We start from the raw sequence: 21849 nt of genomic DNA, 5'->3' as shown, positions 1-21849 counted from the left end.
AATTATCGAGTAAAGACTGCGCGTAATAATGAATTACGTAGAAAGTAAAGTCAATCATCTTTGCCTCGGTAAGCCGTTCATGAATTAAGGCAACGCTGAACACGTAAACGAACTTGTTTTCCAGCCGTGATAGAAGTATCAGGAATCGGGGAGGAAAGAAGGAAGAAACAACAAACCTTAGCGGTGGAGCAAGATCAGGGCTTCGAATCCGAGGGCCAATAAAAACACCCCAGGCCCGGAAAATCTTCCAGACCTGGGGTGTCATCCAACCATAAAAAACGCAACGTGGCGCCGCTCAAGCCCCTTGCGTCATCCCGATGAACTGTTGCAATTCCGGCGTCTTGGGATGGCCGAACAATTCTTCCGGCGGACCGATCTCATGGACCTTGCCCTGGTGCATGAACACCAGCCGGTTGCAGACTTCGCGGGCGAAGCGCATTTCGTGCGTGACCATCAACAGCGTCATGCCTTCTTTGGCCAGGCCGCGCATGACGGTCAGTACTTCATTGACCAGTTCCGGGTCCAGCGCCGAGGTGATTTCATCGCACAGCAGGGCTTGCGGATTCATCGACAGCGCGCGCGCAATGGCTACGCGTTGCTGCTGGCCGCCGGAGAGCTGGTCGGGATAGGCGTCGAACTTGTGACCCAGTCCGACCTTCTCCAGATTGGCCTTGGCCGTGGCCATGGCTTCCGCTTCGGAAGTGCCCTTGACGATCATGGGCGCAATCATCACGTTGCGGCCCACGGTCAGGTGCGGAAACAGGTTGAACTGCTGGAAGATCATGCCGACCTTCAGGCGCAGGTTGCGCAACTCCAGTTCGCTCGCCCCCAGCTTGGCGCCGGCCACGCTGATGTTGCCTTCGTCAATGCTTTCCAGGCCGTTGATGCAGCGCAGGAGGGTGGACTTGCCCGAGCCGCTCTTGCCGATGATGGCGATCACTTCTCCCGGTTCGACGTCCAGGCTGATGCCCTTGAGGACTTCGTTGTCGCCGAAGCGTTTCTTGACGTTGTCAATGGCGATGAGCGGCATTGTATTTCCTTTCTAAAGACTGGCTGTACTTGGACAGCGGCCAGCAAAGCACGAAGTAGAGGGCACCCACGATGGCAAACACCGTGAAAGGGCGGAAGGTGGCATTGGTGATGACGGTGCCGGCCTTGGACAATTCGATGAAGCCGATGATGGAAGTCACTGCGGTGGACTTGATGATCTGCACGCCAAATCCGACCGTGGGCGCAATGGCGATGCGAAAAGCCTGCGGCAGCACGATGTAGCGCATCTGCTGGAAGTAACCCATGGCCAGTACCGAGGAGGCTTCCCACTGCCCCTTGGGAATGGCTTCCACGCAGCCGCGCCAGATCTCGGCCAGATACGAGGCGGCCCAGCATGTCAGCGCCAGACCGGCCGCCAGCCAGGCCGGCACTTCGATGCCGAACAGGGCGATGCCGAAGAAGACCAGGAACAACTGCATCAGCAGCGGTGTGCCTTGGAACAGTTCGATGTAGAGCCGGGCGATCTGGCGTATCCAGTTCTGGCGTGAGGTACGCATGAACAGGATCATCAGGCCCAGCGTGCCGCCGAGCAGGAAGGTGACCAGCGATAACAGGATGGTCCAGCGCCACGCCAGCATGAGGTTGCGGACGATGTCCCAGGTGGTAAAGGAAATCATGCATTCCTCCGGGCGGTGATGAAGTAGTGGCCGATCAGGCGCAGCAACTGGCGTAGCAGGATGGACAGCACCAGGTAGATGGCGGTGGCCACGATATAGGCTTCGAAGGCGCGGAAGTTGCGGCCCTGGATATAGTTGGCCGCGAAGGACAACTCTTCCACCGCGATCTGTGAACATACCGCCGAGCCCAGCATGACGATGACCACCTGCGAGGACAGGGCCGGCCAGATCTTCTGCAATGCCGGGCGCAGGATGATGTGGCGGAAGATCTGCGAACGCGACATCGACAACGATTGCGCTGCCTCGATCTGGCCGCGCGGGATGGCCTGCACGCCGGCCCGGATGATCTCGGTGCTATAGGCACCCAGGTTGATCACCATGGCCAGGATCGCGGCCTGCATTTCGCTGATGTGGATGTCCAGCGAAGGCAGACCGAAGAAGATGAAGAACAATTGCACCAGGAAGGGCGTATTGCGGATGATCTCCACATAGCCGCTGACGATGGGTTTGAGCCAGCCCGGTCCCTGCGTGCGCGCCCAGGCACCGAAGATGCCCACGGCCACGCCCAGCACGCCGCCGATGGCGATGAGCTCGATGGTGGTGGCCACACCCTTGACGATGACGTCGCTGTAGTCGAGGGTGGAAAGGAAGTCGAATTGATAAGCCATGATGTCGTGTCTGCCCTGCCTTTATTTGCCTATGCCGCGTGCTGCCGGGTGGTGCGCCTGCGCTGCGTGGTGATGCTGGATGTCGCTAGAGTCGCTGGATGAAACGGGTACTGCTGGCATCGCCGGTGCCGGGCGCAATCGCACCGGCGATGCATCGATACGGCTCGACTATTGCAAATTACAGGCCAGCCGGCAGCGGCAGGCCCAGCCACTTCTGCGAGATGGCGTTGAGGCTGCCATCCTTCTTGGCCTCGGCCAGGATGGCGTCGACCTTGTCCTGCAGCTTCTTCTCACCCTTGTTCAAGCCGATGAAGCAAGGCGAATCCTTGATCAGGAACTTGGTTTCCGGCTTCTTGGGTGGGTTCTTGGCGATGATGGCTGCGGCCACGACGTTGCCGGTAGCCACCAGTTGCACCTGGCCGGAGAGGAAGGAGCTGATGGTGCTGTTGTTGTCTTCGTAGCGCTTCACGGTAGCCGAGGCCGGCACGATCTTGCTCAGTTCCAGATCTTCCACCGAGCCACGGGTCACCGCAATGGTCTTGCCGGCCAGGTCGGCCGCGCTCTTGACCGGCAGGTCGGCCGGGCCGAACACGCCATTGAAGAAGGGCGCATAGGCAGCGGTGAAATCGATCACCTTTTCACGCTCGGCATTCTTGCCCATGCTGGAGATGACCAGGTCGACCTTCCTGGTAGTCAGGTAGGGAATGCGGTTGGCGCTGGAGACCGGGATCAGTTCGACCTTCACGCCCATCTTCTTGGCGATCAGGTTGGCCACGTCGATGTCGAAGCCCTGCGGCTTCAAGTCCGAATCGACCGAGCCGAACGGCGGGAAGTCCGCCGGCACCGCTACGCGCAGCGTGCCATGCTTCTGGATATCGTCCAGAGCGTCGGCGCGGGCCACCGAAGCAGAGAACATCATGGCGCCGGCCAGCAGGCCGAGCAGGAGTTTGGTCAGTTTCATAGCAGTTTCCCTAGGTTGACGACGTTGATGAGTGGCCCTGCGCGCGATGCCGGCGCTTACTGCGGCCCTTTGCTTGCCTGGCGCTTGGCTTCGGTCCCGACCGCAGCCCCCGGCCGCGTGACCGAAGCCAGCGCCTGCCGCAGCGGTTCCAGCGGATCGCTGCTGCGCACCTGGTTGAGCCCTGATTCCACATGTTGCAGGTGGGTGTGCATCAGTTGCTCAGCCTGTTCCAGATCGCCGCGTTCCAGCGCCTCGACGATCAATACATGTTCCGAACACGAATCCTCAGCCTGTTCCGACGACTGGTGCAGCATCGCAGTGAGCGTGGTGCGGGCGGTCAGGTCGCGCAGGGTTTCCGAGAGCAGCGAGTTGCCCAGGCATTCGCACAGGCAGACATGAAAGTCGCCCAGCAGGTAACTGCGTACCCCCACGTCAGCTCCGGCGATGGCCGCTTCTTCGCGGGCGATGTGCTCGCGCAACTGGCGGATCGCCTCGCCGCCGATGGGCCGCACGCGCGCCTGGCGCAGCAGGCCCAGTTCGATCACGCGGCGCGCCTCGAAGGCTTCGCGCGCCTGTTCGGGCGTCGGTTCGATGACGAACCAGCCGCGCCGCGCACTGACGGTGACGATGCCGCGCGCCATCAAGTGCGTCAGCGCTTCGCGCACCTGGGTACGCGAGACGCCGAACAGATCGGCCAGTTGCTGCTCGCCCAGACGCGTGCCCGGCGCCAATTGCTTGGCGAGGATGGCCTCGGTGATGCGGATCGCAATCTGCGACGACGACTTGACGGAAGAATTGGTGCTCATGACCCCTCATCAGCAAGTTGTGTGCCACGCTGATATACAAGATTGGCATACAACATCCGGCGACGATTATTGGCAGCGAAGTCCTTGCGTGGCAAGGGTTTTCGGTGGCTGAGGGGAGTTCGAGAGGGGGCGGTAGCGACGGTAGCCAAGTCGCAGGAGGGTGCAGGAGCGCGCACGATCCTGACGTGTGCGCCACCTTTTGGTGCAAGATGCGGGGAGTACGGCACAACGGGAATGCCCCGGTTTTGTGCGCCGTGTTGTCAGGAAAGAATGGGAATGTTCACGGGCTCGTGTTTGCTCCATGCAACACCAAGTCAAGAGAGAGGCGCCAGAGCAACTGGGCCTGTTCGCTTCATTGTGGCAATTCCTGCGCCTTCCATTTTTTCCACAGGCGCCGCGTGCGCTCATGACCATCGCGCATCTGCCCGGCCAGATAGCCGCGCGCATAACCGATGCTGGGGGCGAGTCTGGCGTGCTTGTGCTGCAGTTGTTGCAACAAGGCATCGGCTACCACCAGGTCATTTTGCAGGCCCAGTTGGTCTTGCAGGCGCGACAAGGCCTTCAGATAGGGGCGGCTGCTCTTCTCGCCATACAGGGCCAGGAAGAACTCGATGTCATAGCGCATCTTCTTGGCGGCGATGCGGGTGCGGTGGCGAGCGCGGTCGCTATCTTCCAGATGTTGGCCGCGCTTGTTGAGCCGCTTTTCATCCCGACGCAGCATCTGGTGTGCAAAGCGCGACAACGGTTGCGTCAGCGCTTGCAATCCGTGCTCATCGAGTCCCTCGCGCCAGCCCGCCTGCAACAGCCAGCGGCTGAACTGCAGCACCAGTGCGGTGTAGCGCGGCGAGGCCACGGCCTGCACTGCCTGCGCATGTTCCTTGCCGGCTTCGATCAAGGCTGCCTTGCGCACCCGTTCCAGGTCGATCGAACCGATCTCGGCCGCCGGCAATGCCGACAGGGTTTGGGTGGCCAGCACATCCCAGTCGCGCGCCACGCCGATCGCCTCCCCGGCCCAGTCGAATTGGGCCGACAGTGCGGCTGGCAGGGCGATCACTTCATGGAACAGCGTGAAGGCCGAGCGCAGCCGGCGCAGGCCGACCCGCATCTGGTGCAGGCGTTCGATGTCGCCGCTGTCCTGGTCGGCGATGTCATTGGCCTGGATCTGCTCCAGGCAATTGTTGACCACCGCCAGGAACGCCTGCTCCAGCGGCATCTTGCGCGTGAGCAGCAAGGGCTTGGCGCGGCTGGCCGAGGAGCTGGCGGCGGCGTCGCCACGGCGCGCCTGGTGGAACAGGGCATAGCCACGCTGCGCCTTGCTTTGGATACCGATGCGCAGTGGCAGGTCTTGCAGCAGTTGCAGGGCGAAGTCGAACAAGGAAGTAGCCTGGCCACTCTTGAGTTCCAGCTCGATTTCGCACACCTCTACCTGCAGTGCGCCATGTTCGACCAGGCCCTGGTCGAGGACGCATTCCACTTCTGTGCCATCGTCCAGTTTCAGATCCCACACCATGCGCTGGATGCGGGTGCTGAAAATCGGTGTCAAGCGCGCCGCGGTGGCATCCGAAAATACTTTCTTGGCCCAGGCCTCATCGCTGGCGGCCAACTCGCGCAGTACCGGCAGGTCGGGCTGTTCGCCTGCCACCAGCGACTCCCATTCATTGCGCTGATGCAGCCCGCCGCTCACTCCGCCGCCGGCCTTGAGGGTCTGGATGTATTCATTGCCGGTGCGCCGCACGCGCAGGCCGACCTCATGACGCCGCAGCAGCAGCTCGGGTGTGTCGAAGTAGGTGCCGGTCTGGTCCTTGATGCGCGGCGCGGCCAAGGCGTGACGCTTGAGCAGGGGATGACGGATGAAGGCCTTGGTATGCTCGGGGGCGAGCAGCAGTTTCAGTTCGGTTTCCATGATGTGGGCCGTAGCGGTTGGAAGTAGGGTGCCGCGCTGCGGGCGGCAGGCGTGGGCGCGGGCGGGGCCTGGCGCTGCGCCATGTAGCGCGCCGGCGGCTTGCCCAGGGTTTTCTTGAACATGGTGATGAAGGCGCTGACCGAGTCGTAACCCAGGTCTTGCGACACGCGCTGCACCGAGCTGCCCGAGGCCAGTCGCTGCAGGGCCAGCATCAGATGGATCTGGCGTCGCCAGCGACCGAAGCTCATGCCGGTTTCGGCTTGCACGAAGCGTGCAAAACTGCGCTCGCTCATGGCATGACGCTGGCCCCATTCGGCCACCGTGCTGCGGTCGGCCGGATGCTCGCTGAGATGCCGGGCGATCTCGCGCAGGCGCCAATGTTGCGGCATGGGTAGGTGCAAGGGCAGGACGTGACGCTGGCTGCTTTCCAGTTCTTCCACCAGCACCGCTGCCAGGCGCGCGGTGCGCTCATGCGGTGCATAGTCCTGCGGCAGCTCGGCCAGGTGGCAGATCATCTGCACCAACAGCGGCGTCAGGGCCAGGGTGCAGCAGTGGTCGGGCAGGCTGGTCGCGTGCGGGGCGATGAACAGAAAACACAACTGGCCATCGAGCGTGACCCGGTTGCTGTGCGGCACGCCCGGCGGAATCCATACCGCCGATTGCGGCGGCACGATCCACATGCCTTGGGTCGTCTCGCAGGTGACCGCACCATGCAGCGCCACCACCAACTGGCCCTTGCGATGGCTGTGCAGCGGCGTCTCGCGCTCGTTATGGTTGGGGTAGACGCGCAGGGCCGTCACCGCCGCGCTCAGGCGATCCGGGTCGTGCTCGATCAGGCTGGCATAGAGGGTGGTCATATGCGGTTGGGGTGGGCCGTGGAGTTGACCGTTTTTAGCAATATGCTGGCATTGTAGCCAAATACATGCGCAGTGCGATTGACTAAGCTTGGCGCTCGACCTTCTTATCTGCCCTCCATGCACGCCACCGACACTCATCCCCACTCCGTGAGCCCCGCCAGCCGCAGCCTGTGGCTGATCGCCGGCATCCTGCTGATTGCAGCCAACCTGCGCGCCCCGGTGACGGCGGTGGGGCCGGTCATCGGCCTCTTGCAGCAGAGCTTCGCGCTGTCGGCGGGGGCAGCCGGCCTGATGCTGACCCTGCCGCTGCTGTGCTTCGCCCTGGTCTCGCCACTGGCGGCCAGGGTGGCGCGTGGCCTGGGGCTTGAGCGCACGCTGCTGCTGGCCTTGCTGTTGATTGCGGGCGGCATCGCGCTGCGTTCTGCCGGCTCGGTGGCAGCTTTGCTGCTGGGCACGTGCGTGATCGGTTGTGGCATCGCGGGCGGTAATGTGCTCTTGCCCAGTTTGCTCAAGCGCGATTTTCCTGATGACTTGACCCGCATGACCGCCATCTATGCCCTCACCATGGGCGGCGCCTCCGCCCTGGGTTCGGTCTGTGCCGTACCATTGGCCGCAGGATTGGGCTGGGCCTGGGCCTTGGCGGCCTTCATCGCATTGCCGTTGGTGGCGCTGCTGGCGTGGCTGCCGCAATTGCGGCGCGACACCCGTCCCGCTACCCCACCGCCGCGCGCCGCATCGATGTGGCGCCAGCCGCTGGCCTGGCAGGTGACTTTTTTCCTCGGCACCAATTCGCTGGTGTATTACGTGGTCACGGCCTGGTTGCCTTCCATTCTCGCCGCCAATGGCTATAGCGCGCTGCAGGCCGGCAACCTGCACGGGCTGATGCAACTGGCTTCGGCCTTGCCGGGCCTGCTGCTGGTACCACTGGGTCCGCGCCTGCGTGATCATCGACCGGTCGCAGTCGGTATGTCGGCGGCCACCGTCCTGAGCCTGATCGGTCTGATTGCCTGGCCGCAGGCTTCCATCGTTTGGGTACCGCTGTTCGGCTTTGGCACGGGCGCGGTGCTGATCCTTGGGCTGGCCTTCGTCGGCACGCGGGTCTCGACTCCGCCGCAGGCAGCGGCCTTGTCGGCCATGGCGCAAAGCGTGGGATACCTGCTGGCCGCAGCTGGCCCTATCGTGATGGGGCGCCTGCATGATGCCAGCGGCGGCTGGACTGTGGTGCTTGCCTTGTGTGCGGGCGGGGCGGCGTTGATGGGGCTGTTGGGATGGTTGGCGGGCCGGCCGGGCAGAGTGATCAAGGCGGACGCACTGGCAAGCACAAAGTCGATGTGACCAAGCGCTTCGCGCTGTCTGGAATCAATGCATGAGACAGTGCTGGTAAAAAAGGCGGGGCTGGCCGATCATGGCAGCGTTTTCTTTCTTGCCCCTCTTTGCGCACACCATGAATGCCTCGCTGTTTGCCCCGGTGGATCTGTACTGTGAACGACTCAGCCCCGCATTCTGGGCCGAGCCCGTCAATGCCTTGTCGAACCTGGGTTTCTTCGTCGCCGCCTTTTGTGCGTGGCGCTTGCTCAAGTCATACAGTGCGCCCACTTCCCGCAGCGCATGGATATTGACGCTGATGATCGCCGTGATCGGCATCGGCAGTTTCCTCTTCCATACCGTTGCCGAGCGCTGGGCCTTGTTGGCCGATGTCATTCCCATCTCGCTCTACCAGCTACTGTTCCTGGCGTTCTATTTGCGCCAGGTGGCGTGGCTTTCCTTGCCGGGGGTGGGGGCGTGGGTGATCGCCTTCTTCGCCATTTCCTACGGGGTCAGCACCTTGCCTGATCAATGGCTCAATGGCTCGCTGTCCTCGTATGGTTCGGCCTGGCTGTTCATTGCCGGCCTCGGTGTGTATCACTGGCGCAGCGGCAAGCAGGAACCGCAGGCATTGTTGCTGGCCGTGGCGGTGTTCAGTCTGTCCCTGTTGTTCCGCTCGGCCGATATGGCGGTGTGCAAATATCTCAGCATCGGCACGCACATGTTCTGGCATCTCTCCAACAGTATCGTGCTGTACCTCACCACCCGCGCTTTCATTGTGAATCTGGCCTTCGTACCGCGTCCTGGACAGCGCTGACCGGCGCTTGCTGTGTATTGGTCGATCAGCTCTTGGCGACCCGGCCGCGCGTGAGCCGCGCACCCTCCAGCGTGCCGCCTTTGTACGGCACTCGACCCGACGGCACCACCACCGCCGCCTTTTGCACATGCCCCTCCTGGTCGTCAAAGAACATATGCGCGCCAAAGGCCTGCAGGACTTCGGCCTTGTTGAGGCCTCCCAGGAAGAAAGCTTCATCTACCGTCACATTCCAGGTCCGCAAGGTATGAATCACGCGCTGGTGCGCCGGACTGTTGCGGGCGGTGACGATGGCGATGCGTACCGGACACTGCTTGGGCGGGAACTGCTTCTGGATCGCCGACAAGGCCAGCAGCAGCTTGGCGAACGGTCCTTCCTTCATGGCTTTCTTGCGATGCCGCTGTTCATGGCGGGCAAAGGCTTCCAGGCCCTTTTCGGCGAAGATGCGCTCGGACTCCGCCGAGAACAGCACGGCGTCACCATCGAAGGCGATGCGGATCTGGTTGTCCGGCGCGCTGTAGTCCAGCGGGGCGGCATAGAGCTGGGCAGCGGCGACACCGGCATCGATGGCTTCCTGCACGTCGCCGGTATCACGCGAGAGGAACAGGTCGATCTTGAAGGCTTGCAGGTAGGGTGCGGTAGCGCCGCCACCGGTAAAGGCGGCACGGCTGATGTCGAGCTTGTGGGCGGCGATGGCATTGAAGGCGCGCAGGCCAGTGTCGGGCGTATTGCGCGAGATCACCACCACCTCCACCAGGCGCCGCTCGGCAATCAGGTCATTCAAGCGCAGCAGCGCCTTGACCAAGGGAAAGGCCGTGCCCGGTTGCAGCGGATCATTCTCGTGGGCGCGCTGGTACTCGGCATAGGCATCCACGCCTTGCTCATCGTAGATGGCGTTTTCGGCTTCCAGGTCGAACAGGGCACGAGAGGAGATTCCGATCACCAGCTTGTCCGAAAGATCGTAGGGCATTGCAGCGCATCCATAGCGGGAAAGCCCTGATTGTAGAGCGGCCTGCCGCTGGGCGCAGTAGGTGGCAGCGATAGGTGGCTTTATTCGTATTCTTGATGTCTAAGGTGAAATGCCGCGTATATCACTCCAAATTTCGCTATCTTCTGACATCCTTCGCTAAACTAGTGTGTTACTCCGGGTAAAGAGAAAAAATCGGATTGCCGCGTTCAAAATAAATTTGTATGATGACCGGATAACCTGACTAAAACGACCGCGAGACACCATGTTTCAGAAGATCCCCGCACAGGCGCTCAGCGACACTGTTGCCAGGCAATTGCTGGAAAACATCGACGCCGGCGCCTTTCCCCGCGGCAGCAAGCTTCCCACGGAAGCGGTGCTGGCACAGCAGTTCGGTGTGAGTCGCACGGTGGTGCGCGAGGCCATTGCACGCTTGAAACATGAGGGCGTGGTCGAGCCGCGCCAGGGCAGTGGCGTGTTCGTGACCGAGCAGGCAGGCATCAAGCCGCTGCGCATCGATTACACCGAGGTCAGCTCGCCCCAGGCGGTGTTGCAGATCGTCGAGTTGCGTCGGGCCATCGAGGCCGAAGTGGCGGCCCAGGCGGCCAAGCGCCGCAGCGACGAGGACTTGCAGGCCATCGAGGCGGCGCTGGCGCAGATCGGTGTGGATGTGGCAGCAGGCGGGGATGGGGTGGCGGCCGATGTGGCCTTCCATCGCGCACTGGCGCAAGCCACGCGCAATCCCTACTTCATCAAGACGCTGGAATTCCTGTCCCAGTATCTGGAAGCCGCCACCGCCATCACGCGCGGCAATGAAGCGCGTTATGAGGATTTCTCGCGCCAGGTGCGCGAAGAGCATGAGGCCATCGTCGCGGCTATCCGTGCCAGCGATGAAATGGCCGCACGCAATGCCGCGCAGACGCACATGTTCAATGCGGCAAGACGCCTGAGCCAGGGGCAGTCCTGAAGCAGGGGTGGTCCAGGTTCAAACGGCTGTAAATCATATAAATGATCTAAATGATTTAAATGTTTTATTGAAGTTCGAACGCCGGCCAGAGCCGGCGTTGCATCATCAACCCGGCGCAAGGGACTGCCCACCGACATCGGCAGCGGCGCCATCAACACGGAGTCAATTATGTCCAGGAATGTAGGTGTGATCGGTTTGGGTGCCATGGGTTATGGCGTGGCCAGCTCTTTGTTGCGTGCCGGCTTCAACGTCCATGCCTGCGATGTGCGCAAGGAAGTCCTGGACAAGTTCGCCGCTGCCGGTGGCGTGGCCTGTGCCAATCCGGCTGAACTGGCCAGCAAGGTGGACGTGGTCATCACCCTGGTGGTCAATGCCGCCCAGACGGAGACGGTGCTCTTCGGCGAGAACGGCGCCGTCTGCGCGATGCAGCCGGGCAGCGTGGTCATCTCCAGCGCCACCGTGGCGCCCGACTTCGCCATCGAACTGGGCCAGCGCCTGGCCGAGAAGGGCTTGCTGCTGCTGGACGCACCAGTCTCCGGGGGCGCCGCCCGCGCCGCTTCCGGCGAGATGACCATGATGACTTCCGGCCCCGCCGAGGTCTATGCCAAGATCGAAGACGTGCTGGCCGGTATGGCCGGCAAGGTCTATCGCCTGGGCGACGCGCATGGCATCGGCTCCAAGGTCAAGATCATCAACCAGCTGCTGGCCGGCGTGCACATCGCCGCTTCCGCCGAAGCGATGGCCCTGGGCCTGCGCGAAGGCGTCAATGCGGATGCGCTGTATGACGTCATCACCCACAGCGCCGGCAATTCCTGGATGTTCGAGAACCGCGTGCCGCACATCCTGAACGGTGACTACACCCCGCTGTCGGCCGTGGACATCTTCGTCAAGGACCTGGGCCTGGTGCTCGATACCGCCCGCCGCAGCAAGTTCCCGCTGCCGTTGTCGGCGGCGGCCCACCAGATGTTCATGATGGCGTCCACCGCCGGCCATGGCGGCGAGGACGATTCGGCCGTCATCAAGATCTTCCCCGGCATCGACCTGCCGCCGGCCAAGGCCAAGTAAGTCGCAGCGACCGTATCGATAAGGAGTCCCACATGTCCCCATCCCGTCCCCTGCTCGGTTGTATCGCCGACGACTTCACCGGCGCCACCGACCTGGCCAACATGCTGGTGCGCGGTGGTATGCGCACCGTGCAGACCATCGGCGTACCCGCCGAGCTGCCGGCCGTCGCCGCCGATGCGCTGGTGATCGCGCTGAAGTCGCGCACCATTGCTCCCGCTGACGCCATCGAGCAATCGCTGGCGGCGCTGCGCTGGTTGCAGCAGCAGGGTTGCACGCAGTTCTTCTTCAAGTATTGCTCCACCTTCGACTCCACCGACGAAGGCAACATCGGTCCGGTCACCGATGCGCTGATGCAGGAGCTGGGCGTGGACTTCACCATCGCTTGCCCGGCCTTCCCGGAAAACGGTCGCACCATTTACCGCGGTTACCTGTTCGTGGCCGATACGCTGTTGAACGAGTCGGGCATGGAGAACCATCCGCTCACGCCCATGACCGATGCCAACCTGGTGCGCGTACTGCAACGCCAGACTGAATCCAAGGTCGGCCTGGTGCGCTACGACACCGTGGCGCGCGGCGCTGCTGCCACGCAAGAACGCTTCACCGCGCTGCGTAATGAAGGCGTGAAGATGGCCATCGCCGATGCGGTATCGGACAAAGACTTGTTCACGCTGGGCGATGCCTGCGCTGAATTGAAACTCATCACCGGTGGTTCCGGCGTGGCCCTGGGCCTGCCCGAGAACTTCCGTCGCGCCGGTCTGTTGACGGCCGCCGGCCAAGCCGCGCAACTGCCCAAGGTCGATGGCCTGTCGGTGGTGCTGGCCGGTTCCGCCTCCAAGGCCACCAATGCCCAGGTGGCCGAATGGAAGGCCAAGCGTCCATCCTTCCGCATCGACCCGCTGGCCCTGGCTCGTGGCGAGGACGTGGTAGCGCAGGCACTGGCCTTTGCCGAGGAACGCATCAAGAACGAACCGGTGCTGATCTACGCCACCGCCACCCCCGATGAAGTCAAGGCGGTGCAGAAGGAACTGGGCGTGGCCAAGGCTGGCCATCTGGTCGAGCAAGCGCTGGCTGCGATTGCCGCAGGTCTCAAGCAACGCGGCGTGCGCCAGTTCGTGGTGGCCGGTGGCGAGACCTCTGGCGCGGTGGTGCAGGCACTGGACGTGCGCGCCCTGCGCATCGGCCCGCAGATTGATCCGGGCGTGCCGGCCACGGCCACCCTGGACGAGCAGCCAGTCGCACTGGCGCTGAAGTCGGGCAATTTCGGTAGCGTCGATTTCTTCGATAAAGCCCTGCGCTACCTCGACGGGAAGACAGCATGAGCCGCACCACCAACGAAAGCGCACTGCGCGAAGAGATCTGCCGTATCGGTGCCTCGCTCTATCAGCGCGGCTACACGGTAGGTTCGGCCGGCAACATCAGCGCTCGTCTGGATGATGGCTGGCTGATCACGCCCACCGACGCCTGTCTGGGCTTCCTCGATCCGGCCGCCATCGCCAAGGTCGATGCGGCCGGTGAATGGGTCTCGGGCGACAAGCCCTCCAAGACCCTGGTCCTGCATCGCGCCATCTACGACAACAATCCCGAGATGCACGCCGTGGTGCATACGCATTCCACCCATCTGGTGTCGCTGACCATCAATGGCGTCTACAGCGAAGCGGACGTGCTGCCGCCGATCACGCCGTATTACGTGATGAAGGTCGGTCACATCCCGCTGATCCGCTATGCCCGCCCCGGTGCTCCCGAAGTGGCCGAGCAGGTAGCGAAGATCGCCACTCAGGTACGCGGCGTGCTGCTGGAACGTCTCGGCCCGGTGGTGTGGGAGAGCTCGGTCTCCAAGGCCGCGTTCGCCCTGGAAGAGCTGGAAGAAACCGCCAAGCTGTGGCACCTGGCCGGTGGCCGGGCGACGCCGCTGGAAGAACCTGCTCTGCAGGAATTGCGCACTACCTTCAAGGCGCGCTGGTAAGACCCGGGCAGCCTTCGCAACCCTTTTGCAACAACGCTTCGTGGCGGTCGTCTGCGACCGCCATGCCCTGCTTGCGCCCAATGGAAGGTGGTGGGCGCCAGCAGGAGCCAAGCCGGCACCAGACCGGCCAGTCAATACCGACCATCGGCACTCCTCCAAAGGGGGGGGATGGTCCGATTGAATCCATAAATTGCCCGTCAACGCGCGGGCTCCAAGCAACCGGCGGCTGTTCTGCAGCCGCCACACTCTTAGGGAGATGACACACCATGACTACCGCAAGCACTACCGGCGTCGGCCTCGACGTCAATGACAAATCCAAGGATGGGCTGTACAAGAAAGTCTTCTGGCGCATCATGCCATTCCTGATGCTGTGCTACGTGATCGCTTACCTGGATCGCGTCAACGTCGGCTTCGCCAAGTTGCAGATGTCGCAGGACCTGGGCTTTTCCGACACGGTCTTTGGCCTGGGCGCAGGCCTGTTCTTCATCGGCTACTTCCTGTTTGAAGTGCCCAGCAACATCCTGATGCACAAGGTCGGCGCGCGCATCTGGATCGCCCGCATCATGATTACCTGGGGCATCCTGTCGGCGGTCTTCATGTTCGTGCAGAACGCCACCCAGTTCTACATCCTGCGCTTCCTGCTGGGCCTGGCCGAAGCCGGTTTCTATCCCGGCATCATCCTGTACCTGACCTACTGGTTCCCTTCGCATCGTCGCGCCAAGGTGATCGCGGTCTTCATGTCCGGCATCCCGGTGGCCGGCATCCTGGGTAACCCGCTGTCGGGCTGGATCATGGATGCGTTCCACAACAATGGTGGCCTGGAAGGCTGGCAGTGGATGTTCCTGATCGAAGCCATTCCCGCCGTCGTGATCGGTATGGCGACCGTCTTGTACCTGGACAATGACGTCAAGAGCGCCAAGTGGTTGACTGACGAAGAAAAGGCCAGCCTGCAAGCCGACATCAACGGCGACGCCCGCGGCAAGGAAAGCAAGCATGGCTTCGGCGCCATCGTCAAGGATGCGCGTGTCTGGCTGATGTGCCTGATCTACTTCTCCTTTGTCATGGGACAATATGGTCTCACGCTGTGGATGCCGACCCTGGTCAAGGCCACCGGCGTGAAGGGCAACCTGGAAATCGGTCTGCTCTCGGCCATTCCGTTCGGCTGCGCCATCGTTGCCATGAACCTGATCGGTCGCAGCGCCGACCGTATGCGTGAACGTCGCTGGCACCTGGTGGTACCGGCCCTGATGGGTGGCGTAGGCTTCATCGGTGCGGCCCTGTTTGCCGACAACACCGCTGTCTCGATTGCCTCGCTGTCGCTGGCCGCGGCCGGCGTGCTGACCTGCGCACCGCTGTTCTGGTCGCTGCCGACCGCGTTCCTGTCGGGTGCGGCTGCTGCCGTCGGTATTGCCGCCATCAACTCGGTGGGCAACCTGGCCGGTTTCGTCAGCCCCTACCTGATCGGTTACCTCAAGGATCTCACCCACAACAACGCCACCGGCATGTACATGCTGGCCGTGATGCTGGTGGTGGGGTCGATTGCCACCCTGGCCACCAAGCCCGGCGTGGTCAACAAGTAAGGCCTTTACCGGTTCAAAGCCCGCACGCACCGCCTGCGGGCTTTGACGTTTTTTGCACCGTCGGTGTTGGTGCGCTGTGCGCGCTACACTGGCACCCTTCGTTACCAAGGAGAACCCGATGCTGCATTTTGCCGCCAACCTGAGCATGATGTACGTGGAACACGATTTCCTGGACCGCTTCGCCGCCGCCGCCAAGGATGGCTTCTCCGGCGTCGAGTTCCTGTTCCCCTATGACTACCAGCCTGAAGAGATCAAGTCGCGCCTGGAGGCCAACGGCCTGACCCAGGCCCTGTTCAACGCGCCACCGGGCGACTGGGCCGCTGGTGAGCGCGGCATCGCTTCGCTGCCGGGCCGCGAAGACGAATTCAAGCGCAGCATCGACATCGCGCTGAAGTATGCCTCGGTGATTGGTAACAAGACGCTTCACGTCATGGCCGGCCTGATCCAGCCGGGGCAAGACCGCGCGCGCCATCGCGCGGTGTACCTGGACAATCTTTCATATGCCGCCCACCAGGCCGAAGCCGCCGGCCTGACCGTGGTGATCGAGCCGATCAACACCCGCAACATCCCTGGCTTCTTCCTGAACCGCCAGGATGATGCCCAAGCCATCTGCGCCGAAGTGGGTGCGCCCAACCTGAAGGTGCAATTCGACTGCTACCACTGCCAGATCGTCGAAGGCGACGTGGCCGTGAAGTTGAAGCGCGACATGCCCGGCATCGGTCACATCCAGATCGCCGGCGTGCCCGAGCGTCATGAGCCGGACGTGGGCGAACTGAACTATCCGTATCTGTTGAAGCTCATCGATACCCTGGGCTACCAGGGTTGGATCGGTTGCGAGTACAACCCCGCCGGGGCAACTTCGGCCGGGCTGGGTTGGCTGAAGGACTTGGCGGAGCAGGGGCTGACCACACTCAGGGCTTGATGGACTCAGAGCTGTATCGCTCATTCAGTCAAGAAAAGAAAAACGGAGCAGATTTAATCTGCTCCGTTTTTTTGTAAACGTATTTCCCAGTTCAGAACAGATCAATCTCCCCACCCACCGGCTTGGCCTGCAGCTTGGACGCATATTCCCGCTCGCGGCTGACCAGGTCGGCGCCGGCATCCTTGATCTTCTTGACCAGCACCTTGCCGGTACGGGGGAAGAAATGCACCTTGCGCGGCCAGACATCGTTGAGGTCTTCGGCCACCACGCGGATCTTCTCCGCCGACAGGTAGTTCTTGACGAAGGCGGCATTGCGCTCGCCTACGTTCATCGCAGTCATGCCGCGCAATACAGCGCCGCCGCCGAAGACCTTGCATTCCAGGTTCTCGCGCCGGGCACCGGCCTTCAGGACGTCGTTGATCAGGACTTCCATGGCATAGGTGCCATAGCGCATCGAGGCCGAGACCGGGCTGTCGGCTTCGCCGCCGCCATCGGGCAGCATGAAGTGGTTCATGCCGCCCACGCCGCTGACGCGGTCGCGCAGACAGGCCGAGACACAGGAGCCGAGCACGGTGACGATCATCATGTCTTCCCCGGTATAGAAATATTCCCCCGGCAGGATCTTGGCGGTCGCGCAGTCGAAGGCCTTGTCATGGTAGACGTAGGACGCGAAATTTTCCGGCTTGTTGATGACGGTCTGCATGGGGGCCCCTGATGATTCTTGTAGTCGTCCCGGTGAGGAACGGCGAATATGTGTTGACATTGTCAGCCATGCATCCTCTCACAGATATAGGGAATTTCCCTAGCGCGCAACAGGCTTGTGATCCGGCGTGAATGAGGGATATCCGCAATCGCTGCATATTCCCGCTCATGGTACCCTGCCGCCCCTCGACATGACCCGATCCCGGTCCGCTCTGACGGAGACGATATACAGGCATTCCCCAAATGCCGGAGAAAGGAATCGGACAGGCAGTTGAACCCGGCAAGCAGGCTCCAGGCGCAGACCTGGCGCGTGCGTCGTGGCCCCGCGCGGCCACGCCCGGATGGCGTTTTGCCCGCAGGCAACGCCCGTGATGCATCCCGCCGCACTTGCCCTCCACGGCAGGTGCAGCCTGAAACGTCCCGTACCGGTTGTCCGACTCCCCAGCCCTGGCCGGGGAGGCAGCCCTCTCTCCATCACAAACGGATTAGACAATGTTGAAAAAATCCTTCCTGGCCATGCTGGGATTCGTAGTTGCGCTAGTCGTGACGCCCGCCTCGCAGGCGGCCGATATCAAGAAGGTCGATGTGCTGCTGGTCGGCGGCGGCATCATGAGCACCACGCTGGCGGTCTGGCTCAATGAGCTGGAACCGGGCTGGACCATGGAAATGGTCGAGCGCCTCGATGGCGTGGCCGAGGAAAGCTCCAACGGCTGGAACAATGCCGGTACCGGCCACTCGGCGCTGGCCGAACTGAACTACACCCCCGAAGACAAGGATGGCAAGGTCCAGATCGCCAAGGCTGTCGAGATCAATGAATCCTTCCAGATCTCGCGCCAGTTCTGGTCCTGGCAGGTCAAGAACGGCGTGCTGAAGAACCCGCGCTCCTTCATCAATTCCACCCCGCACATGAGCTTCATCTGGGGCGAGGACAACGTGACCTTCCTGAAGAAGCGCTACCAAGCCCTGCAAGCCAGCCCGCTGTTTGCCGGGATGCAGTATTCGGAAGACCACGAGCAGATCAAGAAATGGGTGCCGCTGATGATGGAAGGGCGCGACCCCAACCAGAAGCTGGCCGCCACCTGGAGCCCGCTGGGTACCGACGTCAACTTCGGCGAGATCACCCGCCAGTTTGCCGCCTACCTGCAAAGCCGTCCCAACTTCGCCCTGAAGCTCTCCAGCGAAGTGCGCGACATCACCCGCAATGCCGATGGCACCTGGCGCATCAGCTACAAGAACCTCAAGGATGGCAGCCTCACCGAGACCGATGCCAAGTTCGTCTTCATCGGTGCCGGTGGTGGCGCCCTGAAGTTGCTGCAGAAGTCCGGCATCCCCGAGGCGCGTGATTACGCCGCCTTCCCGGTGGGTGGTTCCTTCCTCATTACCGACAACCCGGCCATTGCCGAGCGTCACCTGGCCAAGGCCTATGGCAAGGCCTCCGTGGGCGCGCCGCCGATGTCGGTGCCGCACCTGGATACCCGTGTGCTCGATGGCAAGCGCGTCATCCTGTTTGGCCCCTTCGCCACCTTCTCGACCAAGTTCTTGAAGCAAGGCTCGCTGTGGGACTTGTTCTCGGCCACCACCACCCACAACGTCTGGCCCATGGCCCGCGTCGGTATCGATGAATACCCGCTGGTGGAATACCTGGCCGGCCAGTTGATGCTCTCCGACGACCAGCGCTTTGCGGCCCTGAAGGAATACTTCCCCAATGCCAAGAAGGAAGACTGGCGCCTGTGGCAAGCTGGCCAGCGCGTGCAGATCATCAAGCGTGACGACCAGAAGGGCGGCGTGTTGAAGCTGGGCACCGAGATCGTGGCGTCGGCCGATGGCAGCATGGCTGGCCTGCTGGGTGCTTCGCCGGGCGCCTCGACGGCGGCACCGATCATGCTGAGCGTGTTGCAGAAGGTCTTCAAGGACAAGCTGGCCACGCCCGAATGGCAGCAGAAGGTGCGCCAGATCGTGCCCAGCTATGGTATCAAGTTGAACGACCACCCGGATCAGGTCGCCAAGGAATGGGCCTATACCGCCGAGGTGCTGCAACTGGCCCCGCCGCCGGTGATCGCTCCCAAGGCGGCCAAGGATGCGGTCAATGGCAGCATGGAAAAGCCCAAGGCCAATGCAGCGGCTGACATGGCGCTGTAAATGCTGGTAGGGCAGGATTGAGCAGGATTGAAAAAGGGTAGCCCGGTGGCTACCCTTTTTTATTGTCCTCTGATATCAGAGGAGTTCGCCGCGCAAGGCAGTGGCACCTGCAGCAGCTCCGGCCACAGCGCACCCCAGTCGCTTTCATGCTTCATGCCCGGCACCACCTTGAGCGCGGCGCAGGGCGCGGCGCGCGCTACGAATGTGCGGGTGATGGCGGTGGGGATGACCTTGTCTTCGCTACCGCTCACGTGCAGTTGCGGGATGTGCGCCACCTGCGCAGCGAAGTCGATGGGATTGAGCGAACGCGGCATCTGCGACACCTCGTGCCAGCGGTTCATGGCGACGTGGTCGAGGTTGCCGGCCACGGTGCGGATGGCGCTGACGTCCTTGCGGCGCGCCGCCAGCAACACCGCGATCGAACCGCCCCCGGAGTAACCCACCAGCTCCAGCCTGTCGGGCTGCAGGCGCGCCACATAGTAGCTCAAGGCTTCATCCATGGACGTCACCACATCTGAACCATAGCGCAGACCGGTCCAGTAGGCGGGTTGGCAATCGGGATTGCGTGCCATCGGCGTGAACTGGCAGGGCCGCGCCAGGTACACCACATCCCCGCCATCGTTGGCCGCCAGCCGCAGGCCCATGGCGGTGATCGGAGTGGGGTCGAGCGAGTACTGGCTGCGCGTGATCCAGGCGCGGCCATCGCCTTCGATATAGACCCGCAGCAGCGGCGCGCGCTTCCTGGCGTGGACATAGCTGGTCAGCAGGAAGCGACCGCCGCGCACTTCTTCGCGCTGCAGGTCGCTCCTGGCGGAGATAGCATCGGCATGGCGCAAGGGATCGCTGGCACAGCCGGCCAGCAGGGCCGCCAGCATGACAGAGGGCAGCAAGGAGTGGAAAAAGGGAGGCAGACGCATGGCCGGATTGTCGCCGCAGTGGAAACGCTCCGCAAGCGCAAGGTATGAAGATCTGAACGTTCCTGCCCCATGTTTGGCCCATGACGCGGGCGCGTGATGGCGGTATATGAACTTTTGTGTGGTGTTTCTGATAATCTTCCAGGCTGGTCGTCAATCAACATGACAACAGACGAAGGGGGAGTGATGAACTTGTTCGACACGGTTGCGGGGGCGGATCAGCATGGATAAGGCCTTGTGGACTTTTCTCTTGCCGCACTGGGATGGCTCGGCCTATGGCGGCCTGCAATGTTTGCTGGCGCTGCTGGCATTGGCCCCGGTGATCGCCTTGCCGCTGCTGCTGGCACGCACGGCGCAACCCGCGCAGTGGCAGGCGCGCCTGATTCGCATCGCTGGCCAGCCGGCCAGCTTGCCTCTTACCACCACTCCTGCACAACTGAGCCAGGCGGTGGCCACGGCCGCCGAACGGTGGGCCGTCGTGCTGCCCGGCCTGATGCTGATGCTGGGACTGCTCGGCACCTTCATCGGCCTGGGCCTGGCCTTGAGCGCAGTGGGCGTGCCTGATGCACAAGCTGCGCTGGGGCCCGTCATCGATGCACTGGGCAGCCAATTCAAGAGCGCCGTCTGGGGCCTGCTCGCCTTCCTGATCCTGAAGAGTTGGAACACTGTCCGTCCACATGAACAGGCGCGCCTGGCCTGGAGTCTGGCGACGCTCCAGGCGCTCACCGACGCCGCCGTGCAGCGTCAGTTACAGCAGCAAGCCCAGCAGCAGCAGCGTCTGGTCGAGGCCATCACCCAGAGCGGCAATGCCCTGCTGGTGGCGCAACAGGCCGAAGCCCAGCGCGCGCACCTGCGCCACGGCGAATTGCTGGATGCGTTGCAGCAGACCGCTGCGCGTGCTTCCTGAGGTGGCGATGAAGGAATCGGACCATGCTTGGGTGGCCGCCAGCGGCCTGATGGCAGCACTGGCGGCGGTACTGATGGTGCTATTGGTCGCTAGCCGTGCGGGTGGCTCGCAGGGGCCGCAGGCAGCCCTGCCGGTACCGCCGCCGCCTGCGCCAGCAGCGACGACAGCACCAGCGACCGCACCGACAAGCACGGCCCGCCGGGAAGCGGACGGTCCCGGGTTGACGGTCGTGTTGCGAGAGGTACAGACGGTCTTTACGCAGCAGGGTGCTGCCAACCTGGTCGCCGTCGATACCGAGGCCGGCAAGATCACCTTGAAGGAAGGCGCTTTCCGCCGTGGCAGTGCCTGCATCGAACCGGAAGCACGCGCGGCCTTCGCCCAGGTCGAGGAGCGTATCGCTGACTACCTGACCCGCAACCCGGCCGGTCGCATCTATGTGGAAGGGCACACCGATGACAAGCCGGTCAAGGCGCCGGTCACCGACGTGCGTGCCTATTGCACCGTCTATGACGACAATTTCACGCTCTCTGCCGCTCGCGCCCGTGAAGCACGTCTGCTGCTGGTCGGCCACAGCGCCCCGCAAGCGGCGCGCCGCGTGATCGTGGCCGGCTATGGCGATTCACAACCGCTGCCGGGATTGGCCGCCAGTGACGAACGCAATCGCCGGGTGGAGGTCAGGTTCGTCAACGGCGCAAGCCACTGATGCTCAGGAGATCCTGAAGCGGCCGATGGGGAGGCCAGG

General features: G+C 62.7%; 22 protein-coding genes and 1 pseudogene. 11 read left to right on the top strand and 12 right to left on the bottom strand.

Going from position 1 to position 21849, the window contains the following annotated elements; all coding sequences use genetic code 11:
* The 8 genes and pseudogenes from I5W_RS32865 to I5W_RS15500 form a co-directional block, all read right to left on the bottom strand.
* A pseudogene (locus I5W_RS32865) lies at positions 1-265 on the bottom strand (hypothetical protein); the annotation flags it as partial.
* Positions 266-295: 30 nt separating this feature from the next.
* Positions 296-1030, bottom strand: coding sequence for an amino acid ABC transporter ATP-binding protein (locus I5W_RS15530; protein ID WP_017449678.1), 735 nt, complete (start codon positions 1028-1030; stop codon positions 296-298).
* On the bottom strand, positions 1011-1667 hold the full coding sequence (locus I5W_RS15525) for an amino acid ABC transporter permease (RefSeq protein WP_044529905.1): 657 nt from the start codon (positions 1665-1667) through the stop codon (positions 1011-1013). The genes I5W_RS15530 and I5W_RS15525 overlap by 20 nt, the downstream gene beginning before the upstream one ends.
* Entirely contained in the window at positions 1664-2335 is a 672-nt protein-coding gene (locus I5W_RS15520; RefSeq protein ID WP_044529904.1) for an amino acid ABC transporter permease, read from the bottom strand. Before I5W_RS15520 ends, I5W_RS15525 begins: the two co-directional genes overlap by 4 nt.
* Before the next feature lie 178 nt (positions 2336-2513).
* Positions 2514-3296, bottom strand: a complete 783-nt coding sequence (locus I5W_RS15515) for a transporter substrate-binding domain-containing protein (protein WP_044529903.1) — start codon at positions 3294-3296, stop codon at positions 2514-2516.
* A gap of 56 nt (positions 3297-3352) precedes the next feature.
* Positions 3353-4102 carry a GntR family transcriptional regulator gene (locus tag I5W_RS15510; protein ID WP_044529902.1) on the bottom strand — a complete coding sequence of 250 codons (750 nt, stop codon included), beginning with the start codon at positions 4100-4102 and terminating at the stop codon, positions 3353-3355.
* 352 nt (positions 4103-4454) lie between these two features.
* On the bottom strand, positions 4455-6005 hold the full coding sequence (locus I5W_RS15505) for a CYTH and CHAD domain-containing protein (RefSeq protein ID WP_044529901.1): 1551 nt from the start codon (positions 6003-6005) through the stop codon (positions 4455-4457).
* Positions 5990-6862, bottom strand: a complete 873-nt coding sequence (locus I5W_RS15500) for an AraC family transcriptional regulator (protein WP_017449672.1) — start codon at positions 6860-6862, stop codon at positions 5990-5992. Before I5W_RS15500 ends, I5W_RS15505 begins: the two co-directional genes overlap by 16 nt.
* Before the next feature lie 117 nt (positions 6863-6979).
* Here I5W_RS15500 and I5W_RS15495 point away from each other — a divergent pair, with 117 nt between their 5' ends.
* The gene (locus I5W_RS15495) at positions 6980-8197 is read left to right on the top strand and encodes an MFS transporter (RefSeq protein ID WP_017449671.1); all 1218 of its coding nucleotides are present in this window, start codon (positions 6980-6982) and stop codon (positions 8195-8197) included.
* Between the two features lie 24 nt (positions 8198-8221).
* Here the strand turns inward: I5W_RS15495 and I5W_RS33435 are convergent, their stop codons facing one another.
* Positions 8222-8506, bottom strand: coding sequence for a hypothetical protein (locus tag I5W_RS33435; protein WP_231739148.1), 285 nt, complete (start codon positions 8504-8506; stop codon positions 8222-8224).
* Here I5W_RS33435 and I5W_RS15490 point away from each other — a divergent pair.
* Entirely contained in the window at positions 8388-8984 is a 597-nt protein-coding gene (locus I5W_RS15490) for an alkaline phytoceramidase (protein WP_252717044.1), read from the top strand. The two genes, I5W_RS33435 and I5W_RS15490, sit on opposite strands and share 119 nt — an antisense overlap.
* Before the next feature lie 25 nt (positions 8985-9009).
* Here the strand turns inward: I5W_RS15490 and I5W_RS15485 are convergent, their stop codons facing one another.
* A complete protein-coding gene (locus I5W_RS15485) occupies positions 9010-9951 on the bottom strand; it encodes a 5'-nucleotidase (protein WP_044529899.1) in 942 nt (313 codons plus the stop codon).
* 262 nt (positions 9952-10213) lie between these two features.
* Here I5W_RS15485 and I5W_RS15480 point away from each other — a divergent pair, with 262 nt between their 5' ends.
* The 6 genes from I5W_RS15480 (at position 10214) to otnI (ending at position 16445) form a co-directional block, all read left to right on the top strand.
* Positions 10214-10915 (top strand): FadR/GntR family transcriptional regulator, encoded by a 702-nt coding sequence (locus I5W_RS15480; protein ID WP_017449668.1) that lies wholly within the window; start codon positions 10214-10216, stop codon positions 10913-10915.
* 150 nt (positions 10916-11065) lie between these two features.
* Positions 11066-11980, top strand: a complete 915-nt coding sequence (gene ltnD, locus I5W_RS15475) for an L-threonate dehydrogenase (protein WP_374702140.1) — start codon at positions 11066-11068, stop codon at positions 11978-11980.
* A 32-nt stretch (positions 11981-12012) separates the two neighbouring features.
* Positions 12013-13299 carry a 3-oxo-tetronate kinase gene (gene otnK / locus I5W_RS15470; protein WP_044529897.1) on the top strand — a complete coding sequence of 429 codons (1287 nt, stop codon included), beginning with the start codon at positions 12013-12015 and terminating at the stop codon, positions 13297-13299.
* Positions 13296-13943 carry a 3-oxo-tetronate 4-phosphate decarboxylase gene (gene otnC / locus I5W_RS15465; protein WP_044529896.1) on the top strand — a complete coding sequence of 216 codons (648 nt, stop codon included), beginning with the start codon at positions 13296-13298 and terminating at the stop codon, positions 13941-13943. The genes otnK and otnC overlap by 4 nt, the downstream gene beginning before the upstream one ends.
* 266 nt (positions 13944-14209) lie before the next feature.
* Positions 14210-15523 carry an MFS transporter gene (locus tag I5W_RS15460; protein WP_044529895.1) on the top strand — a complete coding sequence of 438 codons (1314 nt, stop codon included), beginning with the start codon at positions 14210-14212 and terminating at the stop codon, positions 15521-15523.
* Positions 15524-15641: 118 nt separating this feature from the next.
* Complete coding sequence (otnI, locus tag I5W_RS15455; protein WP_044529894.1) at positions 15642-16445, top strand: 2-oxo-tetronate isomerase; 804 nt, start codon at positions 15642-15644, stop codon at positions 16443-16445.
* A 91-nt stretch (positions 16446-16536) separates the two neighbouring features.
* Here the strand turns inward: otnI and cheD are convergent, their stop codons facing one another.
* The gene (cheD, locus tag I5W_RS15450; RefSeq protein ID WP_017449662.1) at positions 16537-17148 is read right to left on the bottom strand and encodes a chemoreceptor glutamine deamidase CheD; all 612 of its coding nucleotides are present in this window, start codon (positions 17146-17148) and stop codon (positions 16537-16539) included.
* Between the two features lie 515 nt (positions 17149-17663).
* Between cheD and mqo the strand changes: the two genes are divergently transcribed.
* Complete coding sequence (gene mqo / locus I5W_RS15445; RefSeq protein WP_373860989.1) at positions 17664-19286, top strand: malate dehydrogenase (quinone); 1623 nt, start codon at positions 17664-17666, stop codon at positions 19284-19286.
* Between the two features lie 59 nt (positions 19287-19345).
* Here mqo and I5W_RS15440 read toward each other — a convergent pair whose 3' ends face one another.
* Positions 19346-20203 (bottom strand): alpha/beta hydrolase, encoded by an 858-nt coding sequence (locus I5W_RS15440; RefSeq protein ID WP_044529893.1) that lies wholly within the window; start codon positions 20201-20203, stop codon positions 19346-19348.
* Between the two features lie 220 nt (positions 20204-20423).
* Here I5W_RS15440 and I5W_RS15435 point away from each other — a divergent pair, with 220 nt between their 5' ends.
* A complete protein-coding gene (locus I5W_RS15435; RefSeq protein WP_044529892.1) occupies positions 20424-21107 on the top strand; it encodes a hypothetical protein in 684 nt (227 codons plus the stop codon).
* Positions 21073-21810: an OmpA/MotB family protein gene (locus I5W_RS15430; protein ID WP_252717043.1), complete on the top strand. Its 738-nt coding sequence runs from the start codon at positions 21073-21075 to the stop codon at positions 21808-21810. The genes I5W_RS15435 and I5W_RS15430 overlap by 35 nt, the downstream gene beginning before the upstream one ends.
* The last annotated feature ends 39 nt before the right edge of the window (positions 21811-21849 follow it).

Origin of the sequence: Herbaspirillum sp. B65 (assembly GCF_000333555.1) — a bacterium.
Classification (GTDB): domain Bacteria; phylum Pseudomonadota; class Gammaproteobacteria; order Burkholderiales; family Burkholderiaceae_D; genus Herbaspirillum; species Herbaspirillum rubrisubalbicans.
This window is presented reverse-complemented; position numbering and strand designations above follow the sequence as displayed.